This is a genomic window from Roseateles sp. P5_E8 (assembly GCF_054177665.1).
This window is the reverse complement of sequence record NZ_JBGCUM010000009.1, coordinates 135,794-160,374: the sequence shown is the minus strand read 5'-3', so window position 1 is coordinate 160,374 and position 24,581 is coordinate 135,794. Positions and strand designations below refer to the sequence as shown.

Sequence of the window (24,581 nt, the reverse complement as noted above, 5' to 3'; positions counted from 1 at the left end):
GGGCCAGCGTCTTCGGCGACGCCAAGATGACCACGGCGCTGCTGGACCGGCTCACGCACCACTGCCATATCCTTGAAACCGGCAACGACAGCTACCGCTTCAAGAACAGCTCAGCTCAACCCACCACCAAGAAGGAGTCCAAACCGAGGAAGTTACCCACAAGCTGAGCCCGAGAGGCTCGAACAAGGGTGGGTCAGAATTGGACGGAAACGGTGGGTCAGGATGGCGTGGGAATTAACAGAGCGACCTTGCCCGCGACGATGAGAGGTTGTTTCAGCACTACCCCCAACTGAGGCCTGCGCAGGTCAACGCTGCACAGGTGCACGACCTCAAGCTGTACGAGCAGCTGATCCATGAGCTGAACTTTGACCCGGCGATCCGACTCCTTCGTGACCACGATTTCGGTGGCGCCTTTTTGCGTACCGCGATCCAACCGCTGTATGACTTCTACGAAACCTGGGACCAACCACAGAGAGAATTTGTTGACGCGGACCTACAGGCGGGGCTGAAGGAGCTTTATGAGGCTGGAGCCTCACTGTCCCTTCATCTCGTTGGAAAAACGGTTCCGGTGGGGGCTGGTGGTCAGCACGCGTCGGTTTTTTCGGACCAGCTTCGTGCGCAAGGCGTGCGTCCCGCATGGGTGCTGGACGAGGCCCGAGTGCTGAACGAGGAAGCGCGAAAGTTCGTTCCGCTATACGAGAATTTTGTGCGGCGCTGCCGCGTCAAGTTGGTTGGCGGCTAGAACCGCTTTGATGCGCTGAACGCGACGTTCATCGGTCCGTGTATCGGGTCATCGTCAACGAAACGGTAGCGCTGCCGACGCGGCTGCCTGGCCCACATTCCGACGGTGTTTAAGGTACTACTACGGTACCGGCAAAGAAAAAGCACCTAGCTGCGAAGCTAAGTGCTTGATCCGTCTGGTGCGCCCGGTTGGGATCGAACCAACAACCCCTGCCTTCGGAGGGCAGTACTCTATCCATTGAGCTACGGGCGCGAAGCCGCGTAGTCTAACAGCGGGCTTCTACCGCCCGGGAGGCCTCATGGCCGGTGCCTATAATTCGGCGGTTTTTCGTGTCGCGCCTGGCGTCGGCACGCGACAAGACCGACAAGACCGACAGGATCGACCAGAGGAATCCATGAGCGCCAGCCACGATCATCACCAAGACGACGCCCATACCGGCCCGATCAAGACCCCCAAGCAGCTCGCCTGGGCCGTGTTTTTCGCTTTCGTCGTGCCCATCGTGGTCATCATCCTGCTGGCCAACTACGTGACCACGTCGACCAAGCCGGCCGCCGGCACCGGGGCGCTGGAGGGCCAGGCCGTCGCCGGGCGCATCGCGCCGGTCGGCCATGTCGAAGTCAAGGACGCCAATGACGTGGCCTCGCTGAAGACCGGCGAACAGGTCTTCCAGGCGCAGTGCTCCACCTGCCATGCCGCCGGCGTGCTGGGCGCCCCCAAGCTGGGCGATGCCGCCGCCTGGGGCCCGCGCATCAAGACCGGTGTGGAAGCGCTGCTGAACTCGGCGCTGAAGGGCAAGGGCGCCATGGCCGCGCAAGGTGGCGGCGAATTCAGCGACTTCGAGATCCACCGCGCCGTGGTCTACATGGCCAATGCCGGCGGCGCCAAGTTCGACGAGCCCAAGGCGCCGGCCCCGGCTGCCTCCGCAGCGAACTGAGTCTCCCCGCTCCGCCGATCAGGCCCGCAGCGTGCGGGCTTTTTCATTCAGGGATGAGGTCGGCGCTGGTAGTGATGGATGGACGGCATCTTGGCGGCGAAGCAGTCCTGCGGCGTCCAGCGCCCGGCCTCGACGGCCTCGGCGGCCAGGCCCATGTCCTGGGTGTGCACAAGGCCCAGGCCCAGGTCGGTGAGCAGGTAGAGGTGGCCGGTCTCGTCCAGCCAGACGGACTCGACCTGGGCCTCGCGGCCGGTGTGGGTCAGCACGGCGCCACCGGGCTGAAGGCGCCAGACCCAGGGGGTGCATTCCAACTCGACGTAAACGCGCTGCGGCCCGTTCTGGAAGAACCAGGCGCCGCGTTCGTCGCTGTCGTAATTGCGGCCGATGAAGGCGAGCAGCTTGTCGTGGTCGATGCGGCTGCCCTTCACGCGCGGGAAGGGCCCGGCGCGCTGGATGCGGTCGTCGCGCATGTACCAGTCGCCGCGCGCGTCCAGCGCCAGCCAGCCGTAGCAGTGGGGCACGTTGGGCCACTTCTTCAGAGCGGCCTGAACGATGTCGTCCATCAGCGTTGTCTCCAGAGCCAGTCGCAGACCTGCTCCGGCATCGTCAGGAGATGCCCGGGCAGCGAGCCGGCGGGGAAGCCGACATGCCCGCCATGGCCGGGCTGCCAGAGTGTCACATAAGCGCCCACTTCAGCGGCATGCGGCAGGCTGTGGCCGGGCACGAAGGGGTCGTTGCGCGCGTTCAGCACCAGGGCCGGGATGCGGATGCGGTGCAGGTGCGGCTTGGCCGCCGCGCGGGCCCAGTAGTCCTCCGTCCCCTTGAAGCCGTGCAGCGGCGCGGTGAAGAGGTTGTCGAACTCGTAGATGGTGGACGCGCGCTTGAGGCGCTCGCCGTCGAACAGGCCGGGGTGCTGCTGCAGCTTGCGCAGCGCCTTGGGAATCATGGTGCGCAGGAAGCGGCGCGCGTAGACCTGCCTGTTGAAGCCGCGGTCGATGGCGGCGCCGGCAGCGGCGAGGTCGATGGGCGAGCAGATGGAGCAGACGGCGCAGGCCGTGTGCGCGGCGGTGGTGCCGGCTTCCTCGGCCCAGCGCATCAGCGCATTGCCGCCGAGGGACACGCCGGCCACGAGCAAGGGCCGGCCGTGGCGCTCGCGAAGGCGGGACAGGATCCAGCCGACCTCTTCATAGTCGCCCGAGTGGTAGGCGCGCGGCCCGCGGTTCAGCTCGCCCGAGCAGCCGCGGAAGTGCGGCAGCGCCAGCGCCCAGCCGCGCGCGCGGGCGACGCTGGCGAAGGCGACGCTGGAGTGGCTGGTGCGGTCGCCTTCCAGGCCGTGGAAAAGCACCAGCATCGGTGCGCCTTCGGGTGCATCCGCCAGGAAGTCGACGTCGATGAAGTCGCCGTCCGGCGTGTCCCAGCGCTCGCGTGTCCAGCTCGGCAGCGGGCCGTCGTGCTGGCGGCTGAAGAGGGCGGGCCAGATGGTCTGGGCATGGCCGCCGGGCAGCCAGCGGGGGGCGCGGTACTGCATGCGCGCGAAGAGTGTCTAGTGCAGGGTGCCTGCGTCCGCCACCAGCTCCTGCACGTCACCTGCGTTGCCGGGGCTGGCGTGGTGCAGCACCAGGCGCCAGCCCAGTGCCGTCTTCAGATAGACGTTGGTGGCGATGACCCAGGCCTGCTGGGGGTCCCCGACCCGCTGCACGCGCTCCAGCACATGGTGAATGGCGCAGTCGCCGCTGTGCAGCCGGCGCACGCGCTCGGGGTGGATGTTGACGGCGCCGCGCTCGAACACTGCCGAGAAGGCCGCGCGGATGGCGCCCAGGCCGACGATGCGCGGTCCGCCCGGGTGCACGCAGGCGACGTCCTCGTCGTCCGCCCACAAGGCCATCAGATGGTCGAGGTCGGCGTGCTGCAAGGCCTCGTAGAACTGGGCCTCGGTGTCATCCGGCGAGGCCAGCAGCGCGGCCGTCTGGGCGGGAGAGCGGGGCATGTCAGTGGTGGCTTCCCACGACCTCGCCGGCCTTGAGCTTGTAGGCCGTGCCGCAGTAGGGGCACTGGCCCTGGCCGCCGTGGGTCAGGTCGATGAAGACCTTGGGATGGGTGCTCCACAGCGCCATCTTGGGGTTGGGGCAGAAGACGGTGCCGTTGTCGTTGCAGTCCTTGGCGGTGACTTCGACGGTGGCGGCGGGAGTTTGGGCGTTGCTCATTTTTGTGCTCTCAGACGTCGATCAGCAGGCAGTCAGCCATTCGGCGTACTTGGGGTTGCGGCCGTTGACGATGTCGAAGAAGGCCGACTGGATCTTCTCCGTGATGGGGCCACGTGTTCCGGCATATTCGCCCGAGCCGATCTCGATGCGGTCCAGCTCGCGGATGGGCGTCACCTCGGCGGCGGTGCCGGTGAAGAAGGCCTCGTCGCAAATGTAGACCTCGTCGCGGGTGATGCGCTTCTCGACCAGCTTCAGGCCCAGATCCTGACAGATCGAGAAGATGGTGTTGCGCGTGATGCCGTTCAGCGCGCCGGCCGACAGGTCGGGCGTGTAGACGACGCCGCCCTTGATGACGAACAGGTTCTCGCCCGCGCCTTCGCTGACGAAGCCCGAGGCGTCCAGCAGCAAGGCCTCGTCGTAGCCGTCGTCGGTGGCTTCCATGTTGGCCAGGATGGAGTTGGTGTAGTTGGACACCGTCTTGGCCTGCGTCATCGTGATGTTGACGTGGTGGCGGGTGTAGGAGCTGGTCTTGACGCGGATGCCGCGCTTCAGGCCGTCCTCGCCGAGGTAGGCGCCCCAGCTCCAGGCGGCCACCATCAGGTGCACCTGGTTGCCCTTGGGGCTGACGCCCAGCTTCTCGGAGCCGATCCAGATCAGCGGGCGGATGTAGGCGCTCTTCAGGCCGTTGGCCTTGACGACCTCACGCTGCGCCTCGTTGACCTGCTCCTGCGAGAACGGGATCTTCATGCGCAGGATCTTGCCGCTGTTGAAGAGACGCTGGGTGTGCTCCTGCAGCCGGAAGATGGCCGTGCCGTTGACCGTGTCGTAGGCGCGCACGCCCTCGAAGGCGCCGCAGCCGTAGTGCAGCGTGTGGCTCAGCACGTGGATCTTGGCGTCGCGCCAGTCGACGAGTTCGCCGTCCATCCAGATCTTGCCGTCGCGGTCATGCAGGGGGGCGGGAACCATCGGGTACTCCAGGTGCTAAAGAGGAAAAACGGCGATTTTACGAAGAGCCGTCCGCCCTGATCAGCCGCCACTCGGCGAGCTTGCCTTTCTTCAGCACCACTTCCACCGCGTCGCCGCCGGCGTCGCGCCAGACAAAGGTCTCGGGCGCCTGCTTCACACCGAGGCTGCCGGCCAGCTTGATCAGGTCGACCAGCTGCATGCCGGCGTGCAGTTTGCTGTTCAGCATGACGGCGTTGGCGACCGAGCCCAGCGGCGCCGCGCCGGCCGTCTTCATGACGCGCATCAGCCGCGAGATCTGCAACAACAGCCAGAAGACGATGCCCGTCGTCGCGAAGATGGCGCCCTGCCAGCCGAGCAGCAGGCCGCCGCCGATCAGCGCCACGAGCGCCAGGCCCACACCAATCCACGGGTTCATTGTTGAGGGTCCTCGGCGCCATCCGCGCGCTGCCACGCGTACGCCCGCTCGACCTTGGCGATGCGCAGCGTGTAGTGGGCGTACCAGTCGCTGCGGCCGGTGTCGCGGGCGACCTTGTGCTCGGCATTGCGGCGCCAGGCAGCGATGTCGTCCGTGCTGCGCCAGTAGGACACCGTGATGCCCAGACCGTCCTCGCCGCGCGTGCTCTCCACGCCCAGATAGCCCGGCTGTTCGGCCGCCAGCGCCACCATGCGGTCGGCGGCGTCGCCATAGCCGCTGTCGACGGCGGTGCGCTGGCTCGTGAAGATGACAGCGTAGTAAGGGGGGGCGGGCAGGGCGCTCATGGGCGCGCATCCTGCCACGTCGTCAGGTTGCGACTTTGAGCAGCACGCAGCGCACCCACTGTCCGGACTCCAGCGCCGGCTGGTGGCCGGCCAGGAATTGTTCGGCCGTGGAGTTGCGCGCCGTGAAGCACATGCCGTGCAGGATGCCCATGCGCGGCACCGGGCGTGACCACTTGCGCTCCACCACGCCGTTGAACCACGAGACCTGCTCGTCGTCGGAGTCCACGTCGGACCGGCCCAGCAGCAGCACGACCTCGTACTTGGTCTCGGTCAGCGGCTCGGAGGCGCTGGTCAGTACCTGCAGGCCGCCGTCGCTCATGTTCAGCACCAGGCCGGCCGGCCCCTGGCTGAACTGCACCGGCTTGAAGACCCAGCCTGGCAGCGATTCGGCATCGTGCTGGGCGGCGAGAAAGTCGGTGCGAGCGTACTGCCTGAGGTCGGCGGGGTCGGACATGAAAGGTTCCTCCGGTGGAAGCCCCATCCTAAGCAGACTTTGACAGCCGTCGACCCAAGGCAATCCCGGACGCTTCAGACCAGGCCGCGCAGCACCTCGATGGCTTGCTCGACGCGCTCGACGGCATGGATGGTCAGCCCCTCGATGGGCTTCTTGGGCGCGTTCGCCTTGGGCACCACCGCCACGCTGAAGCCCAGCTTGGCCGCCTCCTTCAGCCGCTCCTGGCCGCGCGGCGCGGGGCGTACCTCGCCGGCCAGGCCGACCTCGCCAAAGGCGATGAAGCCGCGCGGCAAGGCCTTGCCACGCAGCGAACTCTGGATGGCCAGCAGCACGGCCAGGTCGGCCGCCGGCTCGCTGATGCGCACGCCGCCCACGGCGTTGACGAACACGTCCTGGTCGCCCGTCGCCACGCCCGCGTGCCGATGCAGCACGGCCAGCAGCATGGCCAGGCGGTCCCGGTCCAGGCCGACCGACAGCCGCCTGGGGCTGACGCCGCCGCTGTCCACAAGCGCCTGCAGCTCCACCAGCAGCGGCCGCGTGCCCTCCAGCGTGACCAGCACGCAGCTGCCCGGCACCGGCTCGGCGTGGGTGGACAGGAAGATGGCGCTGGGGTTGGCCACGCCCTTCAGCCCCTTCTCGGTCATCGCGAACACGCCGATCTCGTTGACGGCGCCGAAGCGGTTCTTGATGGCCCGCACGAGGCGGAAGCTGCTGTGCGTGTCGCCCTCGAAATACAGCACCGTGTCGACGATGTGCTCCAGCACGCGCGGGCCGGCCAGCGCGCCTTCCTTCGTCACATGCCCCACCAGCACCATCGCGCAGCCGCGCGACTTGGCCGTGCGCGTCAGCTGCGCGGCGCATTCGCGCACCTGAGCGACCGAGCCGGGCGCGGACGAGAGCTGCTCGGAGTACATCGTCTGGATGGAGTCGATGACGCAGAAGTCCGGCTCCTCGACCTCGATGGTGGCCAGGATGCGCTCCAGGCTGATCTCGGCCAGCACGCGAACCTTGGTGCCGGACAGGCCCAGCCGGCGCGAGCGCATCGCGACTTGCGCGCCGCTTTCCTCGCCGGTCACGTACAGGACCTTGACTGTCTGCGACAAGGACTCGACGGCCTGCAGCAGCAGCGTCGACTTGCCTATGCCCGGGTCGCCACCGATCAGCACCACGCCGCCGGCGACGATGCCGCCGCCCAGCACGCGGTCCAGTTCCTCCTGGCCGGTGGGCGTGCGCTCGAAGTCGCTGGCCTCGATCTCGGAGAGCGTGGCCACCGGCTGGCTGCGCGCCAGCGACTGGTAGCGGTTCTTGGCGCCGCCGGCGGGTTCGGCGGCGCTCTCGGTCAGCGTGTTCCAGGCGTTGCAATGCGGGCATTTGCCCAGCCATTTGGGTGTCGTGCCGCCGCACTCGGTGCAGGTGTAGATGCTTTTGCTCGTGGCCATGCGGCCATTGTCAGCGCGCGGCCTATTCGATGCGGAGCCAGGCCCTGACTTCTGCCCGTCGCTCACCACCGTGCTAAAACCTGCGGCCCTGCGGTGATCTCCTTTTTCCGCGGAAGCAAGGGAGTGGTCATGGAGTTTTCAGTCTGGCTCGCGTTCTTCGCGGCATCCTGGGCCATCAGCCTGTCGCCCGGCGCGGGTGCCGTTGCGGCCATGAGCGCGGGGCTGTCGCACGGCTTCAGGCGCGGCTACTTCATGACTTTCGGCCTCATCCTGGGCATCCTGACCCAGGTGGTGCTCGTCAGCGCCGGCCTGGGCGCGCTGATCGCGGCCTCGTCGCTGGGCTTTGCGCTGGTGAAGTGGGCCGGCGTGGCCTATCTGATCTACCTCGGCGTGCAGCAGTGGCGCGCGCCCGCCAAGCCGCTGGTGGCCGCCGATGACGGCGCCATCCAGGCCACGCGCCGCCAACTGGTGCTGCGCGGTTGGGGCATCAACGCGGTCAACCCCAAGGGCACGGTCTTCCTGCTGGCCGTGGTGCCGCAGTTCCTGGACCTGCACGCCGCGCTGGCGCCGCAATACCTCGTCATCGGCACCACGCTGGCCTTCACCGACCTCGTCGTCATGGCCGGCTACACCGTGCTGGCCGCGCGCGTGCTGGCGGCGCTGAAAAGCGAGAGCCACATCAAGCTGCTGAACCGCGTGTTCGGCACCCTGTTCGTCGCGGCGGGTGCGCTGCTGGCCACCTTTAAGCGCGCGGCCTGATGGCGGGCGCCAACGACCGCCGCCTGCCCACCTGGTTCCTGTTCCTGGCCCCGGTGCTGATCTGGGCCAGCACCTGGCACGTCATCCTCTACCAGCTGGCCTCGCCCGTGCCGGTGCTGACCTCGGTGGGCTGGCGCTTCGCGCTGTCGGCACTGCTGCTGGCGGGCCTGGCGCGCTGGCAGGGCGCGTCGCTGAAGCTGCCGCGCTATGCCCACGGCTATGCGCTGGCCACCGGCGTCATCCAGTACGCCGGCAACTACTGGGCCGTCTACGAAGCCGAGCGCTATGTGCCCAGCGGCTTGGTGGCGGTGCTGTTCTGCCTGCTGGTGTTCATGAACGCGCTGGCCGCCTGGCTGCTGTGGCGTCAGCCGGTCAGCCGGCGCTTCCTGCTCGCATCCAGCGGCGCGGTGGTGGGCGTGGCCTTGATCTTCTGGCCCGAGCTGGCGGCCACCGGCGCGCGGCCCGATGCGGCGCTGGGCCTGGGCTTGAGCTTCTTCGCCGTCGTGACGGCCTGCGTGGGCGGCTTCTTCACACTGGCCTTGCAGCGCCGCGGCCTGCCGCTGGTGCCGGTGCTGGCCTGGAGCATGGGCTATGGCGCGCTGTTCCTGATCGGCCTGTCGCTGGCGACCGGGCGCGGCCTGTCCTTCGACAGCGCCTGGACCTATGTCGGCAGCCTGTTCTATCTGGCCGCGTTTGGCTCGGTCATCGCCTTCACGCTGTACTACAAGCTGGCCGAGCGCAAGGGCGCGGCGCAGGCGGCGCTGGTGGGCGTCATGGTGCCGGTCATCGCGCTGATCGTGTCGGCCGCGCTGGAGGGCTGGCAGGCAACGCCATTGGCCGTGGGCGGCATGGCGCTGTGCTTGGTCAGCCTGTTCGTGGCGACGCGGCCGCCGAAGGCTTAGCGCCGGCTATCAGCAGCAGCAGCGCCTGCTCGAACACCGCATCGGCGTCGCCGCCCACCGTTGCCACCCAGCCAGCGGCCAGCAGCGGGTAATGCGTCGCGTCCGGACCCGTGACGTTGGCGGATGGCGGCGCGTCGGGCGCCTGCGCGGACTGCTCCTCCAGCACCCAGCCAACGACGAAGCGCCCCACCGACATCATCAGCAGCGTGGCCGGGCCGGGCTCGAAGCCGGCCGCGCACAGCAGTTGGAGGCGCGCCTCGATGGAGTCGCGCTGCGCCTCGCCCGGCCGTGTGCCGGCGTGCAGGCGGGCGCCGTCGCGATAGGCGAGCAGCGCGTGGCGAAAGCTGCGTCCATCGGCGAGCAGCCAGTCCTGCCAGCGCTCGCTCGATGCCGGCGCTTCGCGCGCCCGGCTCTCGAGCAGCACGGCCTGCGACATCGCGTCCAGCAGCGCCGCCTTGCTCTTGAAGTGCCAGTACAGCGTCGGCGACTGCACGCCCAGCCGCTCGGCCAGCTTGCGGGTACTCAGCGCGTCGATGCCGACTTCGTTCAGCAGTGCGAGGGCAGCGCGCAGTACGTCGTCGCGGTTGAGCCTGGAGCGGTCAGTGGCAGTCATCTCTAGCAATGATAGAGAGGTTCGGGCAGAATCCTCCCTATCAACGATAGAGAGTCTTCCGTGAATCGAGCACTGACGGTCATCCTGGCAACCCTGTGGCTGGACGCCGTGGGCATGAGCCTGATCTTCCCCATCCTGCCCGGCCTGCTGCGCGAGCTGGCCGGCGCCGAGGCCACCACCCACCACTACGGTGGGCTGCTGGCCGTCTACGCGGCGATGCAGTTCCTGTTCTCGCCGGTGCTGGGCGCCCTGAGCGACCGCTTCGGCCGCCGCCCCGTGCTGCTGGCCTCCCTGGCGGGCGCCGCGGCCGACTACGTGTTGATGGCTCTGGCGCCCAGCCTCGCGTGGCTCTACGTCGGGCGTGTGCTGTCGGGCATCACCGGCGCCAGCATGGCTGTGGGCACGGCCTACATCACCGACGTGACCCCCGAGGCCGACCGCGCCAGGCGCTATGGCCAGATGGGCGCCGCCATGGGCCTGGGCTTCGTCGTCGGGCCGCTGATCGGCGGTGCCTTGGGCGAGTGGTCGCTGCGCGCGCCCTTTGTCGCCGCAGCCGTCATGAATGCAGCCAACCTCTTGATGGCGTGGCTGGCGCTGCCGGAATCCAACCAGAACCGCACGACCAAGCTGGACGCCAGCAAATTCAACGCCTTCTCCGCGCTGCACCGCCTGCAGGGCAAGCCTGCGCTGCTGCCACTGGTGGGTGTGTTCGCGGTCGTCGCGCTGGTGTCGCAGGTGCCGGCGTCGCTGTGGATCCTGTACGGCCAGGACCGCTATGGCTGGACGGCCTGGGTGGCGGGGCTATCCCTGGCCTGCTACGGCGGTCTGCACGCCATCTCGCAGGCCTTTGTCACCGGGCCCATGGTGGCGAAGCTGGGAGAAAAGCGCGCGCTGCTCGCGGGCATGGCGGCGGATGGCATCGGCTTTGTCGGCATGGGCGTGGCCGTGGCGGGCTGGATGCCGTTCGCGCTGCTGCCGCTGTTCGCCATCGGCGGGCTGGCGCTGCCGGCGCTGCAGGCCGTGCTGGCGCGGCAGGTGGACGAGCAGCATCAGGGCGAGCTGCAAGGCATGCTGGCCAGCATCGGCAGCCTGATCGGCGTGGGCGGGCCGTTGCTCGTCACAGCCGGGTTCGCCGCGACGCAGCTGACGTGGCCTGGCAGCGTCTGGATTGTTGCGGCGGCGCTCTACCTGCTGGCGCTGCCGCTGCTGTTCAGCCGGCGCGCGCGCGAAGCCTAGAAATCTGCCTTGCTGCTGCGCCCGGCCTTGATGCCACTGCGCTTGGCCTTGCCTTCCAGCCGGCGCTGCTTGGAGCCATAGGTCGGCTTGGTCGCCCGCCGCGCCTTGGGCACATGGGCGGCGGCCTGCACCAGTTCGATGAGGCGGGCCACGGCGTCCGCCCGGTTGCGCTCCAGGCTGCGCGTGTCCTGCGCCTTGATGACGACCACGCCTTCCGACGTGATGCGCTGGTCCGCCCAGTTCAGCAGCCGCGCCTTCACCGCCTCGGGCAGGCTGGAGGCGCGGATGTCGAAGCGCAGGTGGACGGCGTTCGACACCTTGTTGACGTTCTGCCCGCCAGGGCCGCTGGCGCGGATGGCGTCGAAGTCCAGTTCGTCGGGCCGCGGTGTCCAGTTCAGCTCAGGCATGACGGATGGGCACGCGCGGCGCGATGGCGCACATCAGCTCGTAGCCGATGGTGCCGGCCGACTGGGCCACCTCGTCGACGGGCAGGCGCGACCCGTGCGGGCCTTCACCCCACAGCGTCACCTCGCTGCCAAAGCCACTGGCCGGCAGCGCGCTCAGGTCCACGGCCAGCATGTCCATGGACACCCGGCCCAGCGTGCGTGTGCGTTGGCCGTCCACCAGCACGGGCGTGCAGGTCGGTGCGTGGCGCGGATAGCCGTCGGCATAGCCGCAGGCGACGATGCCCACGCGCGTGGCCTGCTCGGCGGTGTAGGCGCTGCCGTAGCCCACCGTGTCGCCCGGCTGGAGCTGCTGCACGCCGATGACCTTGGATCGCAGCGTCATCGCCGGCCGCAGGTCCCAGTGGGCGGCGTCATGCTCGGGGAAGTCGGGCACGCCGCCGTAGACCATGATGCCGGCGCGCACCCAGTCGGCGGCCGTGCGGGCCGGGTGGCGCAGCGTCGCGGCGCTGTTGGCGATGGTGCGTTCGCCGGCCAGGCCGTCGGCGGCGGCCTCGAAGGCGGCGAGCTGGTGGGCGATGCCGTCCACGCCTTGGCGCTGCGCATCGGCGTCCGAGAAGTGCGTCATCAGGCCGATCTCGTCGACCTGGGGCAGGGCCTCCAGCCGCGCATAGCCGGCGCGGAAGGCAGCGGGTGTGAAGCCGAGCCGGTTCATGCCTGAGTTCAGCTTGAGGAAGACGCGGTGCGGCTCGTGCGTCTTGTGCATGGCCAGCCAGTCGATCTGCTGCTCGCAGTGCACGGCATGCCAGAGCTTGAGGCGCGAACACAGCTCCAGGTCGCGCGGCTCGAACACGCCCTCCAGCAGCAGGATGGGGCCGCGCCAGTCCAGCGCGCGCAGCCTTTGAGCCTCCGCCAGGTCCAGCAGCGCGAAGCCGTCGGCGGCGCGCAGGCCTTCAAAAGCGCGCTCGATGCCGTGGCCGTAGGCATTGGCCTTGACGACCGCCCAGACCCGGGCGTTGGGGGCCTGCGCGCGGGCTCGGGCGAGGTTGTGGGCCAGGGCGTCGGTGTGGACGAGGGCTTCGATGGGACGGGGCATAGCCAGCGATTTTGCGCGCGCTGCTGGTGCATGAAATCGACTCGGGGCGCATGCTATAAACCCGCTCCGCCCGTCCTTAGTCGATCTCTCTTGCCCATGGCTCCTCTGTCAGGATCGCACTCCGGTCGATGAAACGCGGCTTCTACACCATCATGGCGGCGCAGTTCTTCAGCTCGCTGGCTGACAACGCGCTGTTCGTCGCTGCAGTCGAGCTGCTGCGCACGTCGGGCGCCGCCGAATGGCAACGCGCCGCGCTGGTGCCGATGTTCGCCCTCTTCTACGTCGTACTCGCGCCCTTCGTCGGTGCGTTGGCCGACGCGGTGCCCAAGGGCAAGGTGATGTTCTTCTCGAACAGCATCAAGGTGGTGGGCTGCCTGATGATGCTGTTCGGCACTCACCCGCTGCTGTCCTATGCCATCGTTGGCCTGGGCGCGGCGGCCTACTCGCCGGCCAAGTACGGCATCCTGACCGAGTTGCTGCCGCCGTCACAGCTCGTCAAGGCCAACGGCTGGATCGAAGGCCTGACCATCCTTTCCATCATCCTCGGCGTGGGCTTGGGTGGGCAGCTGATCGGCGATCTCCTGTCGCACATGCTGCTGGCCTTCGACCTGCCAATGCTGGACACCGGCATCGATACCCCGCCCGAGGCGGCCATCGCCAGCCTCGTGTTTCTGTATGTGCTGGCCGCTGTGTTCAACCTGCGTATCCCGCGCACCGAGGCGCCGCTGCAGCCTTTTGCGCACAGCGTGACGGGCCTGGTGCGCGACTTCTCGAGTTGCAACAGCAACCTCTGGCAGGACAAGCTTGGCCAGATTTCGCTGGCGACGACGACGCTGTTCTGGGGCGTCAGCGGCAACTTGCGCTACCTGGTGTTTGCCTGGGCAGCGGCGGCGCTGGCCTACAGCACGCAGCAGGCCTCGCTGCTGATCCTCGTCGTCGCCATCGGCACGGCGGTGGGCGCTGTGGTCGCGTCGGTGTACTGCAGGCTGGACCGCGCCACCTCCGTCATGCCGCTGGGCATCGCCATGGGCTTGCTGATCATCGGCCTGAACGTGATCCACAACGTATGGCTGGCAGCGCCCTTCCTGATCCTGCTGGGGGGTGTCGGCGGCTACCTGGTCGTGCCGATGAACGCGCTGCTGCAGCACCGCGGCCACAACCTGATGGGTGCGGGCCGCAGCATCGCGGTGCAGAACTTCAATGAGCAGGCCTGCATCCTCGGCATGGGCGCGTTCTACACGGCCATCACCAAGTTCGGCCTGTCAGTGTTCGGCGCCATCACCATCTTCGGCGTCGTCGTGGCCGGCACGATGTGGGCGATCAAGCGCTGGCACCAGCGCAACCTCGTCCAGCACAAGGAAGAGGTCGAGCATCTGCTCGACCTGGCGCGCTCCGATGATCTCAAGCCCGTCGATCGCTGAGGCCCCCGCCCACCCCCTACCGGCTTCGCCGGCCCCCTCAAGGGGGCGCCGCTGGTGGCCCGGCAAAGCCGGTTCCACGGCGGCCGCTGGAGGGGCGGCCTCGCTGAGCGAGGCCTATCGAAAACTCAGGAACTGCTGCTAGACCCGCGGCCCTTGCGGCCGGTGGTGGGCTGGATCAGGTGCTTGCCTTCCAGCACCAGCTCGATGGCCTCGCTCCAGGCGCGGGCGATCTTGAAGCAGCCGCTGTGGTTGAGGTGGATCTCGTTGTGCCAGTCGCCGCTGATGCCGGTCGAGCCCGGTGCGGCCAGCGCCAGCGGCACCGCCGTCGAGTCGAACACGAACAGGCCGCGGAAGGCCTCCTTGTCGGCCGCCATGCCCTTGAGCAGCTGCGCCAGGTGGAAGACCATCAGCCGGCTCACCGCGGCCCAGTCGGCCGCGGGCACGCCATATGCCTTCAGCGCCGGGTAGAGCCAGGGGCCGCTGGCGCCCAGCTCGTCGTTGATCGCGGCGCCTGCCGGGCGCGGCATGGGCACGGCGTAGCAGTGCATGAAGATGGGCTTGCCGGCGGAGGGCCCCTGGTCGCGCAGCGTCAGCAGGTGCTTGAGGTTGGCGCGCAGGTAGGCGGCGTAGGTGGCCCAGCCGGGCTCGGAAAAATAGCGCGCCACGCCGGCAGAGGGCGGGCCCCATTCGGTCTGGCGGCGCAGCAGGCGCAGCTCCAGCGGAATGGGCTGGCCGTTGCCGTCGTGGGCTGGCGTGCGGGCGGCGGCGATGAGGTCGTTGCCGCCCACCGACAGCAGCACGCCGTCCCACGCGGGTGCGTCCTTGGCCGCAAGCAGCCGCACGAAATCGGGGTTGGACTGCAGGTCGACGATGTGCGACAGCGCATTGCCGGTGCCGGCGCAGTTCACGGCCGCAGCCGAGCTCTTGAACACCAGCTCCTGCAACAGGTTGGCGTGGGCGTTGAGTTTGTCTCGCGAGTTGGAGAACCAGGAGTCGCCCTGGGCCAGCAGCTTCCAGCGGAAGGCGGCCAGTTCGGGGGGAGTGCGGCCGGCCAGATCGGCCGGGGTAAAGCTAGCCAGGTGATCCATGAACGTGGGCGAGTCCGGGGAGGAGAAAGGGGCCTGGGCCGCCCGGAAAGGGCAACCCTCAGGTTCGCGCGATTGGACGGCCAGCCGCGCGCCGGGCGCCATGCTACAAACCCTCGGCGCTCAGGCGTTAGCATCGGCGGCGTCTTTCTAGGGAGGACTCATGAGCGAGAGCGTCTTCGACTTCCAGGCCGTCTCCATCCGCGGCGAGCCCGCGGACCTGGCCTCCCAGCGCGGCAAGGTGCTGCTGGTGGTCAACACCGCCAGCGAATGCGGCTTCACGCCGCAGTTCAAGGGCCTGGAGCAGCTCTGGCAGGACTACGGCCCCAAGGGCTTGGTCATCGTCGGCTTCCCGAGCAACGAGTTCGGCGGCCAGGACCCGGGCAGCGACGACCAGATCGCCAGCTTCTGTGAGCTGAACTACGGTGTCAGCTTCCCGATGATGGCCAAGACCAAAGTCAACGGCAGCGACGCCCACCCGCTGTGGAAGTTCCTGAAGAGCGAGAAGCCCGGCTTCCTGGGCACCGAGGCCATCAAGTGGAACTTCACCAAGTTCCTCATCGGCCGTGACGGCCAGGTCATCAAGCGCTTTGCGCCAAATGACCCGCCGGAGAAGCTGCGCGGCGACATCGAAGCCGCATTGAAGGCGTCTTGATTCGGGATGAAGGGGCGGCGCTGCTGCGCCGCTTCGGCCGCGAGGAATGCAGCCTGGAGCCGCTCTATGCGGCGCTGTGCGGCATCGCTGCCGAGGACGAGCGCGCGCTGGCCTTGCTGGCCGAGGCCCCGCCCGAGCAGCGCAAGGCCAATCTGCTGCTGGCGGCCCTGCACGAGCGCGTGCTGGCCGGTTCTGCGCCCGAGCTGGCGGCCTACTACCCCAGCGCCGGTGGCGAGCGCGCGGCGGACGCTGGCCTGGCCGTGGCGCTGCGGGCCTGCCTCGACCGCGAATGGCCCGCGCTGGTCGAGCACCTGCGCCACGGCGCCACGCAGACCAACGAGGTCGGCCGTTGCGTCGCCATCTGGCCGGCCCTGGGCGAGGTGGGCCGCGTGACTGGCAGCCAAGAGCTGGCGCTGCTCGACTGGGGCTGCAGCGCCGGCCTCAATCTTGGCGTCGACAACTATGCGCTGCGCTACGTCACCAATGACGGGGCTCATCACGACCGCGCGGCGCCGCGTGACGGGCGGGTCGCCGAGGTCACGGCCCGCTGGCTGGGCGATGCGCCCGTGCCGCACGACGCTGGCTGGCGCCTTGTGCAGCGCGATGGCCTGGACCCCGCGCCCATAGCCGTCGACGACCCCGCCGGCCTGCGCTGGCTGCAAGCCTGCCTGTGGCCGCACGACGCGCCCCGCCGCGAACGCCTGGCCCGCGCTGCGCGCCAGATGCAGGCCCTGCCGCACACCCTGCGCCGGACCGACGACTGCATCGCCGCCATCGAGCCCTGGCTGGCGGGGCTGCCTGCCGGCGTGCAGCCGGTGATGCTGACGAGCTGGGTGCTGTACTACCTGAACGACGCCGACCTCGCGCGGCTGCGCGACACGGTGGACCGCCTCTCGCGCAGCCATGGCCTGGCCTGGATCTGTGGCGACCTGGCCCGCCTCAGCGCCCAGCAGGCAGCCCTGCCAACCGAACCGGTTCTGCCGCCCGACGAGGCGGCGTCGACGCTGACGCTGTGGACGCTGCGCCACCGGAGCAAGGAACGCGCCCTGGCCTGGAGTCACCCCCACGGGCGCTGGGTGGACTGGCTCCGATAATCCGCGTTCCCCAACGCAGCCTGACCCACCCATGTTCAAGCATGTCGACGCCTATGCCGGCGACCCCATCCTGAGCCTCAACGAGGCTTTCCAGAAAGACCCGCGCGCCGGCAAGATCAACCTGTCCATCGGCATCTATTTCGACAACGACGGCCGCATCCCGCTGCTGCCGTCGGTGCGCGCGGCCGAGCTGGCCGTCGTCGAGAACGCCGGCGCCAGGCCCTACCTGCCGATGGAGGGCGCCGCCAATTTCCGCGCTGCCGTGCAGGCCCTGCTGTTCGGTGCCGACCATCCGGCCATCGCCGCCGGCCGCATCGCCACCATCCAGGGCGTGGGCTCCAGCGGCGGCCTCAAGGTGGGCTCCGATCTGCTGAAGCGCTACTTCCCCGACAGCAAGGTCTACCTTTCCGACCCGACCTGGGACAACCACCGCGCCGTCTTCGAGGGCTCGGGCCACGTCTGCGAGACCTACCCTTATTACGACGCCGCCACCGGCGGCCTGCGCTTTGACGACCTGCTCGCCGCCTTCCAGGCGCTGCCCGCGCGCAGCATCGTTGTGTTGCACGCCTGCTGCCACAACCCCACCGGCGTCGACCTGACGCAGGACCAGTGGCGGGCCCTCGTGCCCGTGCTGCGCGAGCGCGAGCTGCTGCCCTTCCTGGACCTGGCCTACCAGGGCTATGGCGACGGCATCGAGGAAGACGCCTTCGCGCCGCGCCTGCTGGCCGACGAGGGCCTGTCCTTCCTGATCGCCAACAGCTTCTCCAAGAGCATGAGCCTGTACGGCGAGCGCGGCGGTGCCTTGAGCATCGTCTGCGCCGATGCCGAAGAGGCTGGGCGCGTGCTGGGCCAGATGAAGTTCACGATCCGCCGCAATTACTCCAGCCCGCCCATGCACGGCGGCCAGGTCGTGGCCAAGGTGCTGACGACGCCGGTGCTGCGCGAGATGTGGGAGGGCGAGGTGGCCGAGATGCGCCTGCGCATCCAGGCCATGCGCCGCCAGCTGCACGATGTGCTCGCGGCCAAGCTGCCCGGGCGCGACTTCAGCTACTTCCTGACCCAGCATGGCATGTTCAGCTACACGGGCTTGAGCGCCGACCAGGCCGAGCGGCTGAAGGCCGAGTTCGGCGTCTACATCCTGCGCTCGGGCCGCATGTGCGTGGCGGGGCTGAACACCCGCAACGTCGAGGCCACGGCCGAGGCGATGGCCGCGGTCCTGGCGGGCTGAGGCACCACGGGGCCGGGCATGCAGCGCTGCTCCATGTGGCCCCGTCGTTTCACTGCCGCACTGGCCCTGGTCGCAGCGGGCGTCGGCGGGCTGCCGCCGGCTGCCGCGGCGGGAGAAGCGGTGGCAGTCGAGCGCATCACCTGGCTGTTCGGCAACACGCTTTCACAGAGCCCCACCAGCGGCATCGCGCGCCCCGCAGATGACCTGCTCGCCTGGCTTGAACGCCGGCTGCCGCAGGTCGGGCACGAGCGCCGCATGGCCAATGCCAAGCGCACCTGGGCGCTGATCGAGTCGGGCGAGCCGGTCTGTGCCGCCTCTGCGGTGCGCCAGCCCGCTCGCGAGCGTCAGGCGCACTTCAGCAACACCGGGTTGATGCCGCCGCCGCAGCTGATCGTTCGCCAAAGTCGCGTGGCCGAGCTGCCGCGCGATGACGCAGGCCATGTCGACTTGATCCGGCTGGTCAGGCAGCAGCGCTGGCATGGTGCCGTGGTGCAGGGGCGCAGCTACGGCGCGGAGCTGGACGCGCAGCTTGCAGCGCTGCTTGGCAGTGACACCCTGCATCGCTATTCGAGTGGCGATTTCGGCAGCAACATCCTCCCCATGCTGTTGCAGTCGCGAGCGGACTTCACGGTCGAGTACGCCAATGCATTGCTGCTGGTGGCAGCCACCTACCCCGAGGCCGCCCAATTCGTTGCGTTGCCGATTGCGCACGCCGCCGCCCCCATCACCGTGGGCGTGGCCTGCCCACGCACCCCCTGGGGCCGCGCCGCCATCCAGCTCGTGGACGCCGCGCTGGGAACGCCCGAGGGCTCCGCGATGTTGCGTGCGCTGCTGGAAGAAGGCCTGCCGGCACAGACCCGGCGCGAATACGCCGCCCAGTTCGACGCCTTCTTCGCCGCCCGCAGCCGGCCCGGGCGGTTCTGACGGCGCTGCGGTCTCGGGTGGCTGCCCATGCGGCTTGGTTATGACCTCGCTCGCCGGTTTCATTGGCAGCCCCCGCAAGCCCTCTTTACCCTCGCCCCAACGACAGAAGGCCTGGGGCGGGATGAAGCATTGCGTGGTGATCGGCGGTGGCGTGGTGGGCCTGACCACGGCCTGGGCGCTGCTGCAGCGCGGCCACGGCGTGACGCTGGTCGAGCGCGAGGCCACAGTGGCCCAGGGCGCCAGCCGCGCCAACGGCGGCCAGCTCAGCTACCGCTACGTGTCACCACTGGCCGACGCCGGCGTGCCGCTGAAGGCGCTGCGCTGGCTGACCGACCCCGACGGCCCGCTGCGCTTCAAGCCCGAGGCGAGCTGGGCGCAGTGGTCGTGGCTGCTGGCCTTCCTGCGCAACTGCCGCGGGCCGGTGAACCGCCGCACCACCGAGCGCCTGCTCGCGCTGGGCGCCTTCAGCCAGCAGTCTTTCGCCCGCCTGCATGCCGAGGCGCAACTCGGCGACGCCATCGCGTTGCGCACGCCGGGCAAGCTGGTGGTCTACCGCCAGGCGGCCGAGTTCGCGCGCGTCGCGGCCCGTGTGCGTGGCGGCGCCGAGCAGGCGCTGTCGCATGACGACTGCGTGGCGCTGGAGCCGGCGCTGGCCGACACGGAGGCCACGCTGGCCGGCGGCATCTTCACGCCCGGTGAGGCGGTGGCGGACTGCCACGCCCTCTGCCGCGCGCTGCATGAGCGTCTCCTGTCGCACGAGCGCTTTCGCGGCCGGCTGGCCACGCCCGTCGAGGGCTTGCAGCGCGATGCGCGTGGCAGCGTCATCGGCGTGCAGACCGAGCTTGGCGAGATCGGTGCCGACGCCGTCGTGCTGGCGGCCGGCCTGCACAGCCGCGCGCTGGCCGCAGCGGTGGGCGTGAAGTTGCCGCTGTACCCGCTCAAGGGCTACAGCCTGACCGCGCCCATCCAGGCCGGCCACCGCCCGCCGGAGGTCAGCGTGACCGACTTCGAGAAGAAGATCCTCTACGCCCGCATCGGCAGCGAGCTGCGCGTGGCGGCCATGGTCGATCTCGTCGGCGACGACGTCGGCCTGGACGCCGGGCGCCTCGCCTCGCTGCAGCGCTCGGTGCGCGCCACCTTCCCCAACGCCGCCGACTACGACCGCGCCACGCCCTGGGCCGGCCTGCGCCCCGCCACGCCCAGCGGCGCGCCCATCCTCGGCGCCAGCGGCGTGCCGGGGCTGTGGCTCAACGTGGGTCATGGCGCCCTGGGCTTCACTTTCTCCTTCGCCACGGCCGATATCGTGGCCGAACTGGTCTGCGGCCGCGCCAGCCCGCTGCCCCTGGACGGGCTCACGCTTTGACGGCTGACGACCTCGCCCAGGCGCTGCGCGCCGCCGTGCTGGCGCAGCGCTTCGAGACCACGGCCGACTCGCTGCAGAACGGCGCCGCGCTGGGCTGGCATCCGAGCATCGACCTGGCCGTGGCCTTGTTCCCGCGTGGTGCGGCGCCGGTGGCCGCCAATGTGCTGTTCTCGCGTGAGCATCCGCAGGGCCTGGTTGCGCGCTTTGGTGCCGACGGCGCCGTGGACAACATCGCCTTCCACGCCGACGTGCGCGACGCGGCCGGTGATTCCTACGCCTGGCTGCCCGGTGCCGACTGGTCGCGCATTGCTTTCCCCGCCTGGTTTGGCAGCGGCCCCCGCTTTGTTGCCCCTTACCCGGCCTCGCTGCTGAAGATGATGGTGGCCGTCGGTGTCGCTCGCCTCGTCGACCGGGGCCGCAGCGACTGGGCGTTGCCGCTGACGCATGCGGGCAAAACCCGGCCCGTGGCGGACTGGCTGTTCGACATGATCACCGTCAGCAGCAACGAGGCGACCTCGGCGCTGGTGGCTCACCTGCATGAACGCGGCGCCATCCGCCGCGAGGGCGGGCGGGAGGTGCACAACGAGTTGCACGACGTCTTCGCAGCCCAAGGCCTGCCGGGCTTGATGATCGCCAACACCCAGCCCGACGGCGGCTGGGGCAATGGCGCCGGCTCGGGCGTGGGCCAGATCCAGATGACGGCCTGGGACGCGTTGCGCCTGATGTGGCGGCTGGACGCCGATGCGCCTGCGCAGCAGCAACTCGTCAGCCCCGCCAGCCGCGCCGTCATCCGCCGCGCGCTGGACGCGCAGACGCTGCACCACAACCTCAGCAGCGAGTCCCTGCGCGCGCTGCCCGGCTGGGTGCCGGGCATTCCCGTCCGCTTCGCCCACAAGACCGGCAATACACAGAACTACGCCAGCGACGCCGGCATCGTCCACGATGGCGACCTGCACTACCTGATCGCGGTGACCACCAGCCTCGGCACACGCTACGCACCCCACGCCGATGCGTCGACAACCTGGCGGCTGCCGGCGCTGGGCGGTGCCGTGCATGCCTTGCTGAAAGAGCAGCGCTGAAGAAGGCAAAGGCTCGTTGCGCGTTGCTTTGTAAAGCTCAAGCGTCGATTGGCCTGGGCGCAGGAGAGCGGGCAGACCTGATGCTGCGTTGCTCGGGCCTCTGGCCCGAGCAACGGAGCAAGTGCGTGTACCCGCGTCCCGGCATAGCCCGGTCCTCGCAAATGCCGTCGAGGCCCTCCTTGCGCGTCACGAATCAACGCGCAAAGAGCCCAAGAAAAAGGCCCCGCTGAAGCGAGGCCTGAAACGGCCCCGATCACGCGAGGCCGGCAGGGAGAAAGAGAACTCAGCGGAAGCTGTAGCTCGCCGACACGGCCAGCGTGCGGCCGAAGGGGTCGGCCACGCGTGGGTCCCAGCCGGCGCCCACGACGTTGTCGACGTTGTGATACGTGAAGGGCGGCGTCTCGTCGGTCAGGTTGCGCAGGCCGGCGGTCAGCGTCATGTTCTTGATGCCGGTATAGGACGCGAACAGGTTGAACGTCGTGTACTTGCTGACCATGCGGCGCGGTGTGCCGAAGCGCGTCTGGTCCTCGTCCATGTAGCTGGACTTGAACACCATGCTCATCGTCGTGGCCCAGTCGCCGCTGGCCCAGCCCAGGTCGGCGCTGAACTTGTTGCGCAGGTAGAGCGTGCGGGTGCCGAACTGGCCCACCTGCTCCAGCAGCGGCTGCGTGGCGATGGTGCGCTCCTTGTGGCTGAGCATGTGGGTGCCGTTGATGTTGGCCTTCCACGTGCCGGTGTCCAGCTTGGACACGAAGCTGGCACCCCAGTCCAGGCCGCGCGTGGAGCTGTCGGCGGCGTTGACCCAGCCGGCCTCCACCAGCGTCACCTTGCCGGCGCCGTCGCGACGGAAGCGGTCGGTGAACAGGCCGTAGTTGTTCTTCAGCTCGGCCAGCGTCAGCTTCTTGATGCGGTCGTCCAGGTCCACGCGCCAGTAGTCGACGTACATCGTCAGGTCGCGTGCGGGCGAAACGACGATGCCCAGCGTGCCTTGCTTGGACTTCTCCGGCGTCAGCGCGGGGTTGCCGGAGTCGGTGTAGTTCACGCGCAGCGTGCACTGGGTCGGGTCGGTCGGGCAGAGCACCGGGTCCGGCCAATCGGCGGTGTCCAGTCGCGGCGCGGTGTTCAGGCTGAGCTGCTGGAAGCTCGGCGCCTTGAAGCCGGTGTTGACCGAGCCGCGGAACAGCAGCGTGTCGTTGGGCTGGTAGCGGAAGGCGATCTTGGGGTTGGTCGTGCCGCCGAAGTCGCTGTACTTGTCGTGGCGCACGGCGATCTGCAGGTCCAGCCCCTTGAACACCGGCACGGCCAGCTCCGCGTAGACGGCCTTGATGTTGCGCGACACCTCGGGAATGGCCGAGTTGCCGGGGCAGTTGTAGACGATCTTGGACTTGCTGGTGTCGGCCGCCGTCAGCGCGTCGGACAGCGTGTCGCTGCAGGAGAAGGTGCCCGTGTCGGGCATGAATTCGAAGGTCTCGCGGCGCAGGTCGAAGCCGACGGCGAAGTCGAGCGAGCCGGCCGGCAGCTTCATCAGCTCGCCCGACAGCGCGCCGTCGAACTGCTGCAGCGTCGTGTTGCCGCCCTGCAGGCGGCCGTGGTCCTTGACGGACTCGATCAGCGCCATCGCGTCGGCCGTCTGCTTCTCGCCCGGCTTCACCCAGGGGTTGATCTTGCCGGTGCGCAGCGCGTCGTTCAGGCGGCCCATGTTGGCGTAGCCGTCGATCAGGTTGGTCCAGCCCTCGGCCTTGGCGCTGGACAGGCCCAGCTTGTAGTCGTACTTGCCAACCAGGCCTTCCAGGCCGACGAGCAGGCGCTTGTTGTCGGCCACGTTCTCCAGCGTGCGGTAGCCGAAGTCCTGCATGCGCCAGCGGTAGGCGATGGGCTTGGTCGGGTCGAAATCGGTGACGCCGGCCGTCTTCAGGTTCAGGTAGTAGGGGCCGGTGACCGGGTAGTGATTGTTGGCCGCATTCGTCGTGCTGAACTGGCTGGGCGTCAGCTCGGCCGTGACCGCGGTGCGCGAGGCGGTTAGCTCGAAGAACGCGGTATGGCTGTCGCCGAGCAACAGGTTGCCGCGCGAGACCAGGTTGTAGGCCTCCTTCTTGGGCGACAGCATGTACTGGCGGCCGTAGTCGGTGTTGCACAAATACTTGGTGGACGGTGCGGTCGCGTTCCACAGCTGGGCCTGGTAGCGCACACCGGTCTCGATGTCGCCGCAGTCGTCGGTCAGCGCCAGCAGGTTGATGCGGGTGTACCTGACCGTATCGGTCGTGCCGACCCGGGAACCCGCCGTGCCCGTGGTGCCGCCCAGCGCCGTGTTGGCCACCGTGCTGGAGTTGCCCAGCACGTTGGCGAACGGGTGGCTGGACGAGTCGGGCGACAGGCGCAGGTCGGGCTGGAAGCCGTTGGCCCATTCGCGGTCGCGGCCGCGCAGCACGTCGTTCTTCTCGACCGACAGGCTGGCCATCAGGTTGAAGCGGTCCTGGTCCAGCGTGCCGAAGCCGCCGCTGATGCTGGCGCGACGCGTGGTGCCGGCGCTGGACTCCAGCGGCTGCGCCAGGTCGACCTTGAGGTTCACGCCCACCAGGTCCTTCTTCAGGATGAAGTTGATGACGCCGCCGATGGCATCCGTGCCGTAGATGGCCGAGGCACCGTCCTTCAGGATCTCGATGCGCGCGACAGCGGACATCGGGATGGAGTTCAGGTCCACCGCGCCGCCGCTCATGCCCTGGGCCGAGACGCGCCGGCCGTTCAGCAGCACCAGCGTGCTGCCCGGGCCAAAGCCGCGCAGGTTGGCGTTGGCCGAGCCGCCGGTCAGGCGGTCGGTGTCGGAGCCGAACACGTTGTTGTTGGAGATGGCGCTATCGGCGCCGGTACCGTTGATGCCCAGCTGGCGCAGCATGTCCTCCGCCGTCGCGAGGCCCTTGCTGCTGAGCTCGTCGGCCGTGATGACCTGCACCGGCAGCGCCCCTTCGCCGGCCAGGCGCTTGATGCTGGACCCGGTCACCTCCACGCGCTCCAGCTTCCCGCCCTGGGTTTGCGCCAGCACGACCCCTGCATGCGCCGCGAGGCCAACCACCGCGAGCTGCGACACCAGACGATTCAGTTTCATCTCAACGACCCCTTTGTGATTCGATTGCGGCCATGTTGACGGGCGCGCGTGGGGTCGCCCAGGGGGCAGCACCCCGAGTGTTGCGTGCCGTTCAATGAATGCTTGTGCGCAGCACATAACC

The 24,581-nt window shown here is 68.8% G+C and carries 27 protein-coding genes and 1 tRNA gene; 13 read left to right on the top strand and 15 right to left on the bottom strand.

The window, feature by feature from the left end:
* Both ACXRVZ_RS08070 and ACXRVZ_RS08065 read left to right on the top strand, forming a co-directional pair.
* The coding region (locus tag ACXRVZ_RS08070; protein ID WP_458232287.1) for an ATP-binding protein at nucleotides 1-167 on the top strand (167 nt) is incomplete at its 5' end.
* A gap of 101 nt (nucleotides 168-268) precedes the next feature.
* On the top strand, nucleotides 269-742 hold the full coding sequence (locus ACXRVZ_RS08065; protein ID WP_457426032.1) for a hypothetical protein: 474 nt from the start codon (nucleotides 269-271) through the stop codon (nucleotides 740-742).
* Nucleotides 743-918: 176 nt separating this feature from the next.
* Here the strand turns inward: ACXRVZ_RS08065 and ACXRVZ_RS08060 are convergent.
* Nucleotides 919-994, bottom strand: a tRNA-Arg gene (locus ACXRVZ_RS08060).
* Nucleotides 995-1,136: 142 nt separating this feature from the next.
* On the opposite strand from ACXRVZ_RS08060, the gene ACXRVZ_RS08055 reads away from it, so the two are divergent.
* Nucleotides 1,137-1,676, top strand: a complete 540-nt coding sequence (locus tag ACXRVZ_RS08055) for a c-type cytochrome (RefSeq protein WP_458232286.1) — start codon at nucleotides 1,137-1,139, stop codon at nucleotides 1,674-1,676.
* A 47-nt stretch (nucleotides 1,677-1,723) separates the two neighbouring features.
* Here the strand turns inward: ACXRVZ_RS08055 and ACXRVZ_RS08050 are convergent, their stop codons facing one another.
* From ACXRVZ_RS08050 to radA, 9 genes are all read right to left on the bottom strand, one after another.
* On the bottom strand, nucleotides 1,724-2,239 hold the full coding sequence (locus ACXRVZ_RS08050) for a DUF2946 family protein (RefSeq protein ID WP_457426028.1): 516 nt from the start codon (nucleotides 2,237-2,239) through the stop codon (nucleotides 1,724-1,726).
* Nucleotides 2,239-3,204 (bottom strand): YheT family hydrolase, encoded by a 966-nt coding sequence (locus ACXRVZ_RS08045; RefSeq protein ID WP_457426026.1) that lies wholly within the window; start codon nucleotides 3,202-3,204, stop codon nucleotides 2,239-2,241. The genes ACXRVZ_RS08050 and ACXRVZ_RS08045 overlap by 1 nt, the downstream gene beginning before the upstream one ends.
* A 15-nt stretch (nucleotides 3,205-3,219) precedes the next feature.
* Nucleotides 3,220-3,663: a YybH family protein gene (locus ACXRVZ_RS08040; protein WP_457426024.1), complete on the bottom strand. Its 444-nt coding sequence runs from the start codon at nucleotides 3,661-3,663 to the stop codon at nucleotides 3,220-3,222.
* A 1-nt stretch (nucleotide 3,664) separates the two neighbouring features.
* Nucleotides 3,665-3,880, bottom strand: coding sequence for a zinc-finger domain-containing protein (locus tag ACXRVZ_RS08035; RefSeq protein ID WP_457426022.1), 216 nt, complete (start codon nucleotides 3,878-3,880; stop codon nucleotides 3,665-3,667).
* Nucleotides 3,881-3,901: 21 nt separating this feature from the next.
* Nucleotides 3,902-4,846: a branched-chain amino acid transaminase gene (locus tag ACXRVZ_RS08030; protein ID WP_457426020.1), complete on the bottom strand. Its 945-nt coding sequence runs from the start codon at nucleotides 4,844-4,846 to the stop codon at nucleotides 3,902-3,904.
* A gap of 37 nt (nucleotides 4,847-4,883) precedes the next feature.
* Nucleotides 4,884-5,261 (bottom strand): hypothetical protein, encoded by a 378-nt coding sequence (locus ACXRVZ_RS08025; RefSeq protein WP_457426018.1) that lies wholly within the window; start codon nucleotides 5,259-5,261, stop codon nucleotides 4,884-4,886.
* Nucleotides 5,258-5,605, bottom strand: coding sequence for an antibiotic biosynthesis monooxygenase family protein (locus ACXRVZ_RS08020; protein WP_457426016.1), 348 nt, complete (start codon nucleotides 5,603-5,605; stop codon nucleotides 5,258-5,260). Before ACXRVZ_RS08020 ends, ACXRVZ_RS08025 begins: the two co-directional genes overlap by 4 nt.
* A gap of 22 nt (nucleotides 5,606-5,627) precedes the next feature.
* On the bottom strand, nucleotides 5,628-6,059 hold the full coding sequence (locus tag ACXRVZ_RS08015; protein ID WP_457426014.1) for a hypothetical protein: 432 nt from the start codon (nucleotides 6,057-6,059) through the stop codon (nucleotides 5,628-5,630).
* A 74-nt stretch (nucleotides 6,060-6,133) separates the two neighbouring features.
* A complete protein-coding gene (radA, locus tag ACXRVZ_RS08010; RefSeq protein WP_457426012.1) occupies nucleotides 6,134-7,498 on the bottom strand; it encodes a DNA repair protein RadA in 1,365 nt (454 codons plus the stop codon).
* 129 nt (nucleotides 7,499-7,627) lie between these two features.
* On the opposite strand from radA, the gene ACXRVZ_RS08005 reads away from it, so the two are divergent.
* Nucleotides 7,628-8,257 carry a LysE family transporter gene (locus ACXRVZ_RS08005; RefSeq protein ID WP_457426010.1) on the top strand — a complete coding sequence of 210 codons (630 nt, stop codon included), beginning with the start codon at nucleotides 7,628-7,630 and terminating at the stop codon, nucleotides 8,255-8,257.
* Nucleotides 8,257-9,159 (top strand): DMT family transporter, encoded by a 903-nt coding sequence (locus tag ACXRVZ_RS08000; protein WP_457426008.1) that lies wholly within the window; start codon nucleotides 8,257-8,259, stop codon nucleotides 9,157-9,159. Before ACXRVZ_RS08005 ends, ACXRVZ_RS08000 begins: the two co-directional genes overlap by 1 nt.
* Here ACXRVZ_RS08000 and ACXRVZ_RS07995 read toward each other — a convergent pair.
* On the bottom strand, nucleotides 9,122-9,772 hold the full coding sequence (locus tag ACXRVZ_RS07995) for a TetR/AcrR family transcriptional regulator C-terminal domain-containing protein (RefSeq protein ID WP_457426006.1): 651 nt from the start codon (nucleotides 9,770-9,772) through the stop codon (nucleotides 9,122-9,124). The two genes, ACXRVZ_RS08000 and ACXRVZ_RS07995, sit on opposite strands and share 38 nt — an antisense overlap.
* Nucleotides 9,773-9,832: 60 nt before the next feature.
* On the opposite strand from ACXRVZ_RS07995, the gene tet reads away from it, so the two are divergent.
* Nucleotides 9,833-11,008: a Tet(A)/Tet(B)/Tet(C) family tetracycline efflux MFS transporter gene (gene tet / locus ACXRVZ_RS07990; protein ID WP_457426004.1), complete on the top strand. Its 1,176-nt coding sequence runs from the start codon at nucleotides 9,833-9,835 to the stop codon at nucleotides 11,006-11,008.
* Here tet and arfB read toward each other — a convergent pair.
* Together arfB and alr are read right to left on the bottom strand one after the other, a co-directional pair.
* Complete coding sequence (gene arfB, locus ACXRVZ_RS07985; RefSeq protein WP_457426002.1) at nucleotides 11,005-11,415, bottom strand: alternative ribosome rescue aminoacyl-tRNA hydrolase ArfB; 411 nt, start codon at nucleotides 11,413-11,415, stop codon at nucleotides 11,005-11,007. The genes tet and arfB overlap by 4 nt on opposite strands.
* Nucleotides 11,408-12,508: an alanine racemase gene (gene alr / locus ACXRVZ_RS07980; protein ID WP_457426000.1), complete on the bottom strand. Its 1,101-nt coding sequence runs from the start codon at nucleotides 12,506-12,508 to the stop codon at nucleotides 11,408-11,410. The genes arfB and alr overlap by 8 nt, the downstream gene beginning before the upstream one ends.
* Before the next feature lie 128 nt (nucleotides 12,509-12,636).
* Here alr and lplT point away from each other — a divergent pair, with 128 nt between their 5' ends.
* Nucleotides 12,637-13,929 (top strand): lysophospholipid transporter LplT, encoded by a 1,293-nt coding sequence (gene lplT / locus ACXRVZ_RS07975; RefSeq protein ID WP_457425998.1) that lies wholly within the window; start codon nucleotides 12,637-12,639, stop codon nucleotides 13,927-13,929.
* 125 nt (nucleotides 13,930-14,054) lie between these two features.
* Here the strand turns inward: lplT and ACXRVZ_RS07970 are convergent, their stop codons facing one another.
* The gene (locus tag ACXRVZ_RS07970; protein WP_457425996.1) at nucleotides 14,055-15,017 is read right to left on the bottom strand and encodes a hypothetical protein; all 963 of its coding nucleotides are present in this window, start codon (nucleotides 15,015-15,017) and stop codon (nucleotides 14,055-14,057) included.
* A 160-nt stretch (nucleotides 15,018-15,177) separates the two neighbouring features.
* Here ACXRVZ_RS07970 and ACXRVZ_RS07965 point away from each other — a divergent pair, with 160 nt between their 5' ends.
* The 6 genes from ACXRVZ_RS07965 to ACXRVZ_RS07940 all read left to right on the top strand — a co-directional run bounded on the left by ACXRVZ_RS07965 (nucleotide 15,178) and on the right by ACXRVZ_RS07940 (nucleotide 21,357).
* Nucleotides 15,178-15,669, top strand: a complete 492-nt coding sequence (locus ACXRVZ_RS07965; RefSeq protein WP_457425994.1) for a glutathione peroxidase — start codon at nucleotides 15,178-15,180, stop codon at nucleotides 15,667-15,669.
* The gene (locus tag ACXRVZ_RS07960) at nucleotides 15,666-16,763 is read left to right on the top strand and encodes a DUF2332 domain-containing protein (RefSeq protein WP_457425992.1); all 1,098 of its coding nucleotides are present in this window, start codon (nucleotides 15,666-15,668) and stop codon (nucleotides 16,761-16,763) included. The genes ACXRVZ_RS07965 and ACXRVZ_RS07960 overlap by 4 nt, the downstream gene beginning before the upstream one ends.
* Before the next feature lie 31 nt (nucleotides 16,764-16,794).
* Nucleotides 16,795-17,991 carry an amino acid aminotransferase gene (locus ACXRVZ_RS07955; protein ID WP_457425990.1) on the top strand — a complete coding sequence of 399 codons (1,197 nt, stop codon included), beginning with the start codon at nucleotides 16,795-16,797 and terminating at the stop codon, nucleotides 17,989-17,991.
* A gap of 33 nt (nucleotides 17,992-18,024) precedes the next feature.
* Nucleotides 18,025-18,915, top strand: a complete 891-nt coding sequence (locus ACXRVZ_RS07950; RefSeq protein WP_457425988.1) for a hypothetical protein — start codon at nucleotides 18,025-18,027, stop codon at nucleotides 18,913-18,915.
* Nucleotides 18,916-19,036: 121 nt separating this feature from the next.
* Nucleotides 19,037-20,278, top strand: coding sequence for a D-amino acid dehydrogenase (locus tag ACXRVZ_RS07945; protein ID WP_457425986.1), 1,242 nt, complete (start codon nucleotides 19,037-19,039; stop codon nucleotides 20,276-20,278).
* Nucleotides 20,275-21,357, top strand: a complete 1,083-nt coding sequence (locus tag ACXRVZ_RS07940) for a serine hydrolase (RefSeq protein WP_457425984.1) — start codon at nucleotides 20,275-20,277, stop codon at nucleotides 21,355-21,357. The genes ACXRVZ_RS07945 and ACXRVZ_RS07940 overlap by 4 nt, the downstream gene beginning before the upstream one ends.
* 283 nt (nucleotides 21,358-21,640) lie before the next feature.
* On the opposite strand, the gene ACXRVZ_RS07935 is transcribed toward ACXRVZ_RS07940, so the two are convergent.
* Complete coding sequence (locus tag ACXRVZ_RS07935) at nucleotides 21,641-24,460, bottom strand: TonB-dependent receptor domain-containing protein (protein WP_457425982.1); 2,820 nt, start codon at nucleotides 24,458-24,460, stop codon at nucleotides 21,641-21,643.
* Between the last annotated feature and the right edge of the window lie 121 nt (nucleotides 24,461-24,581).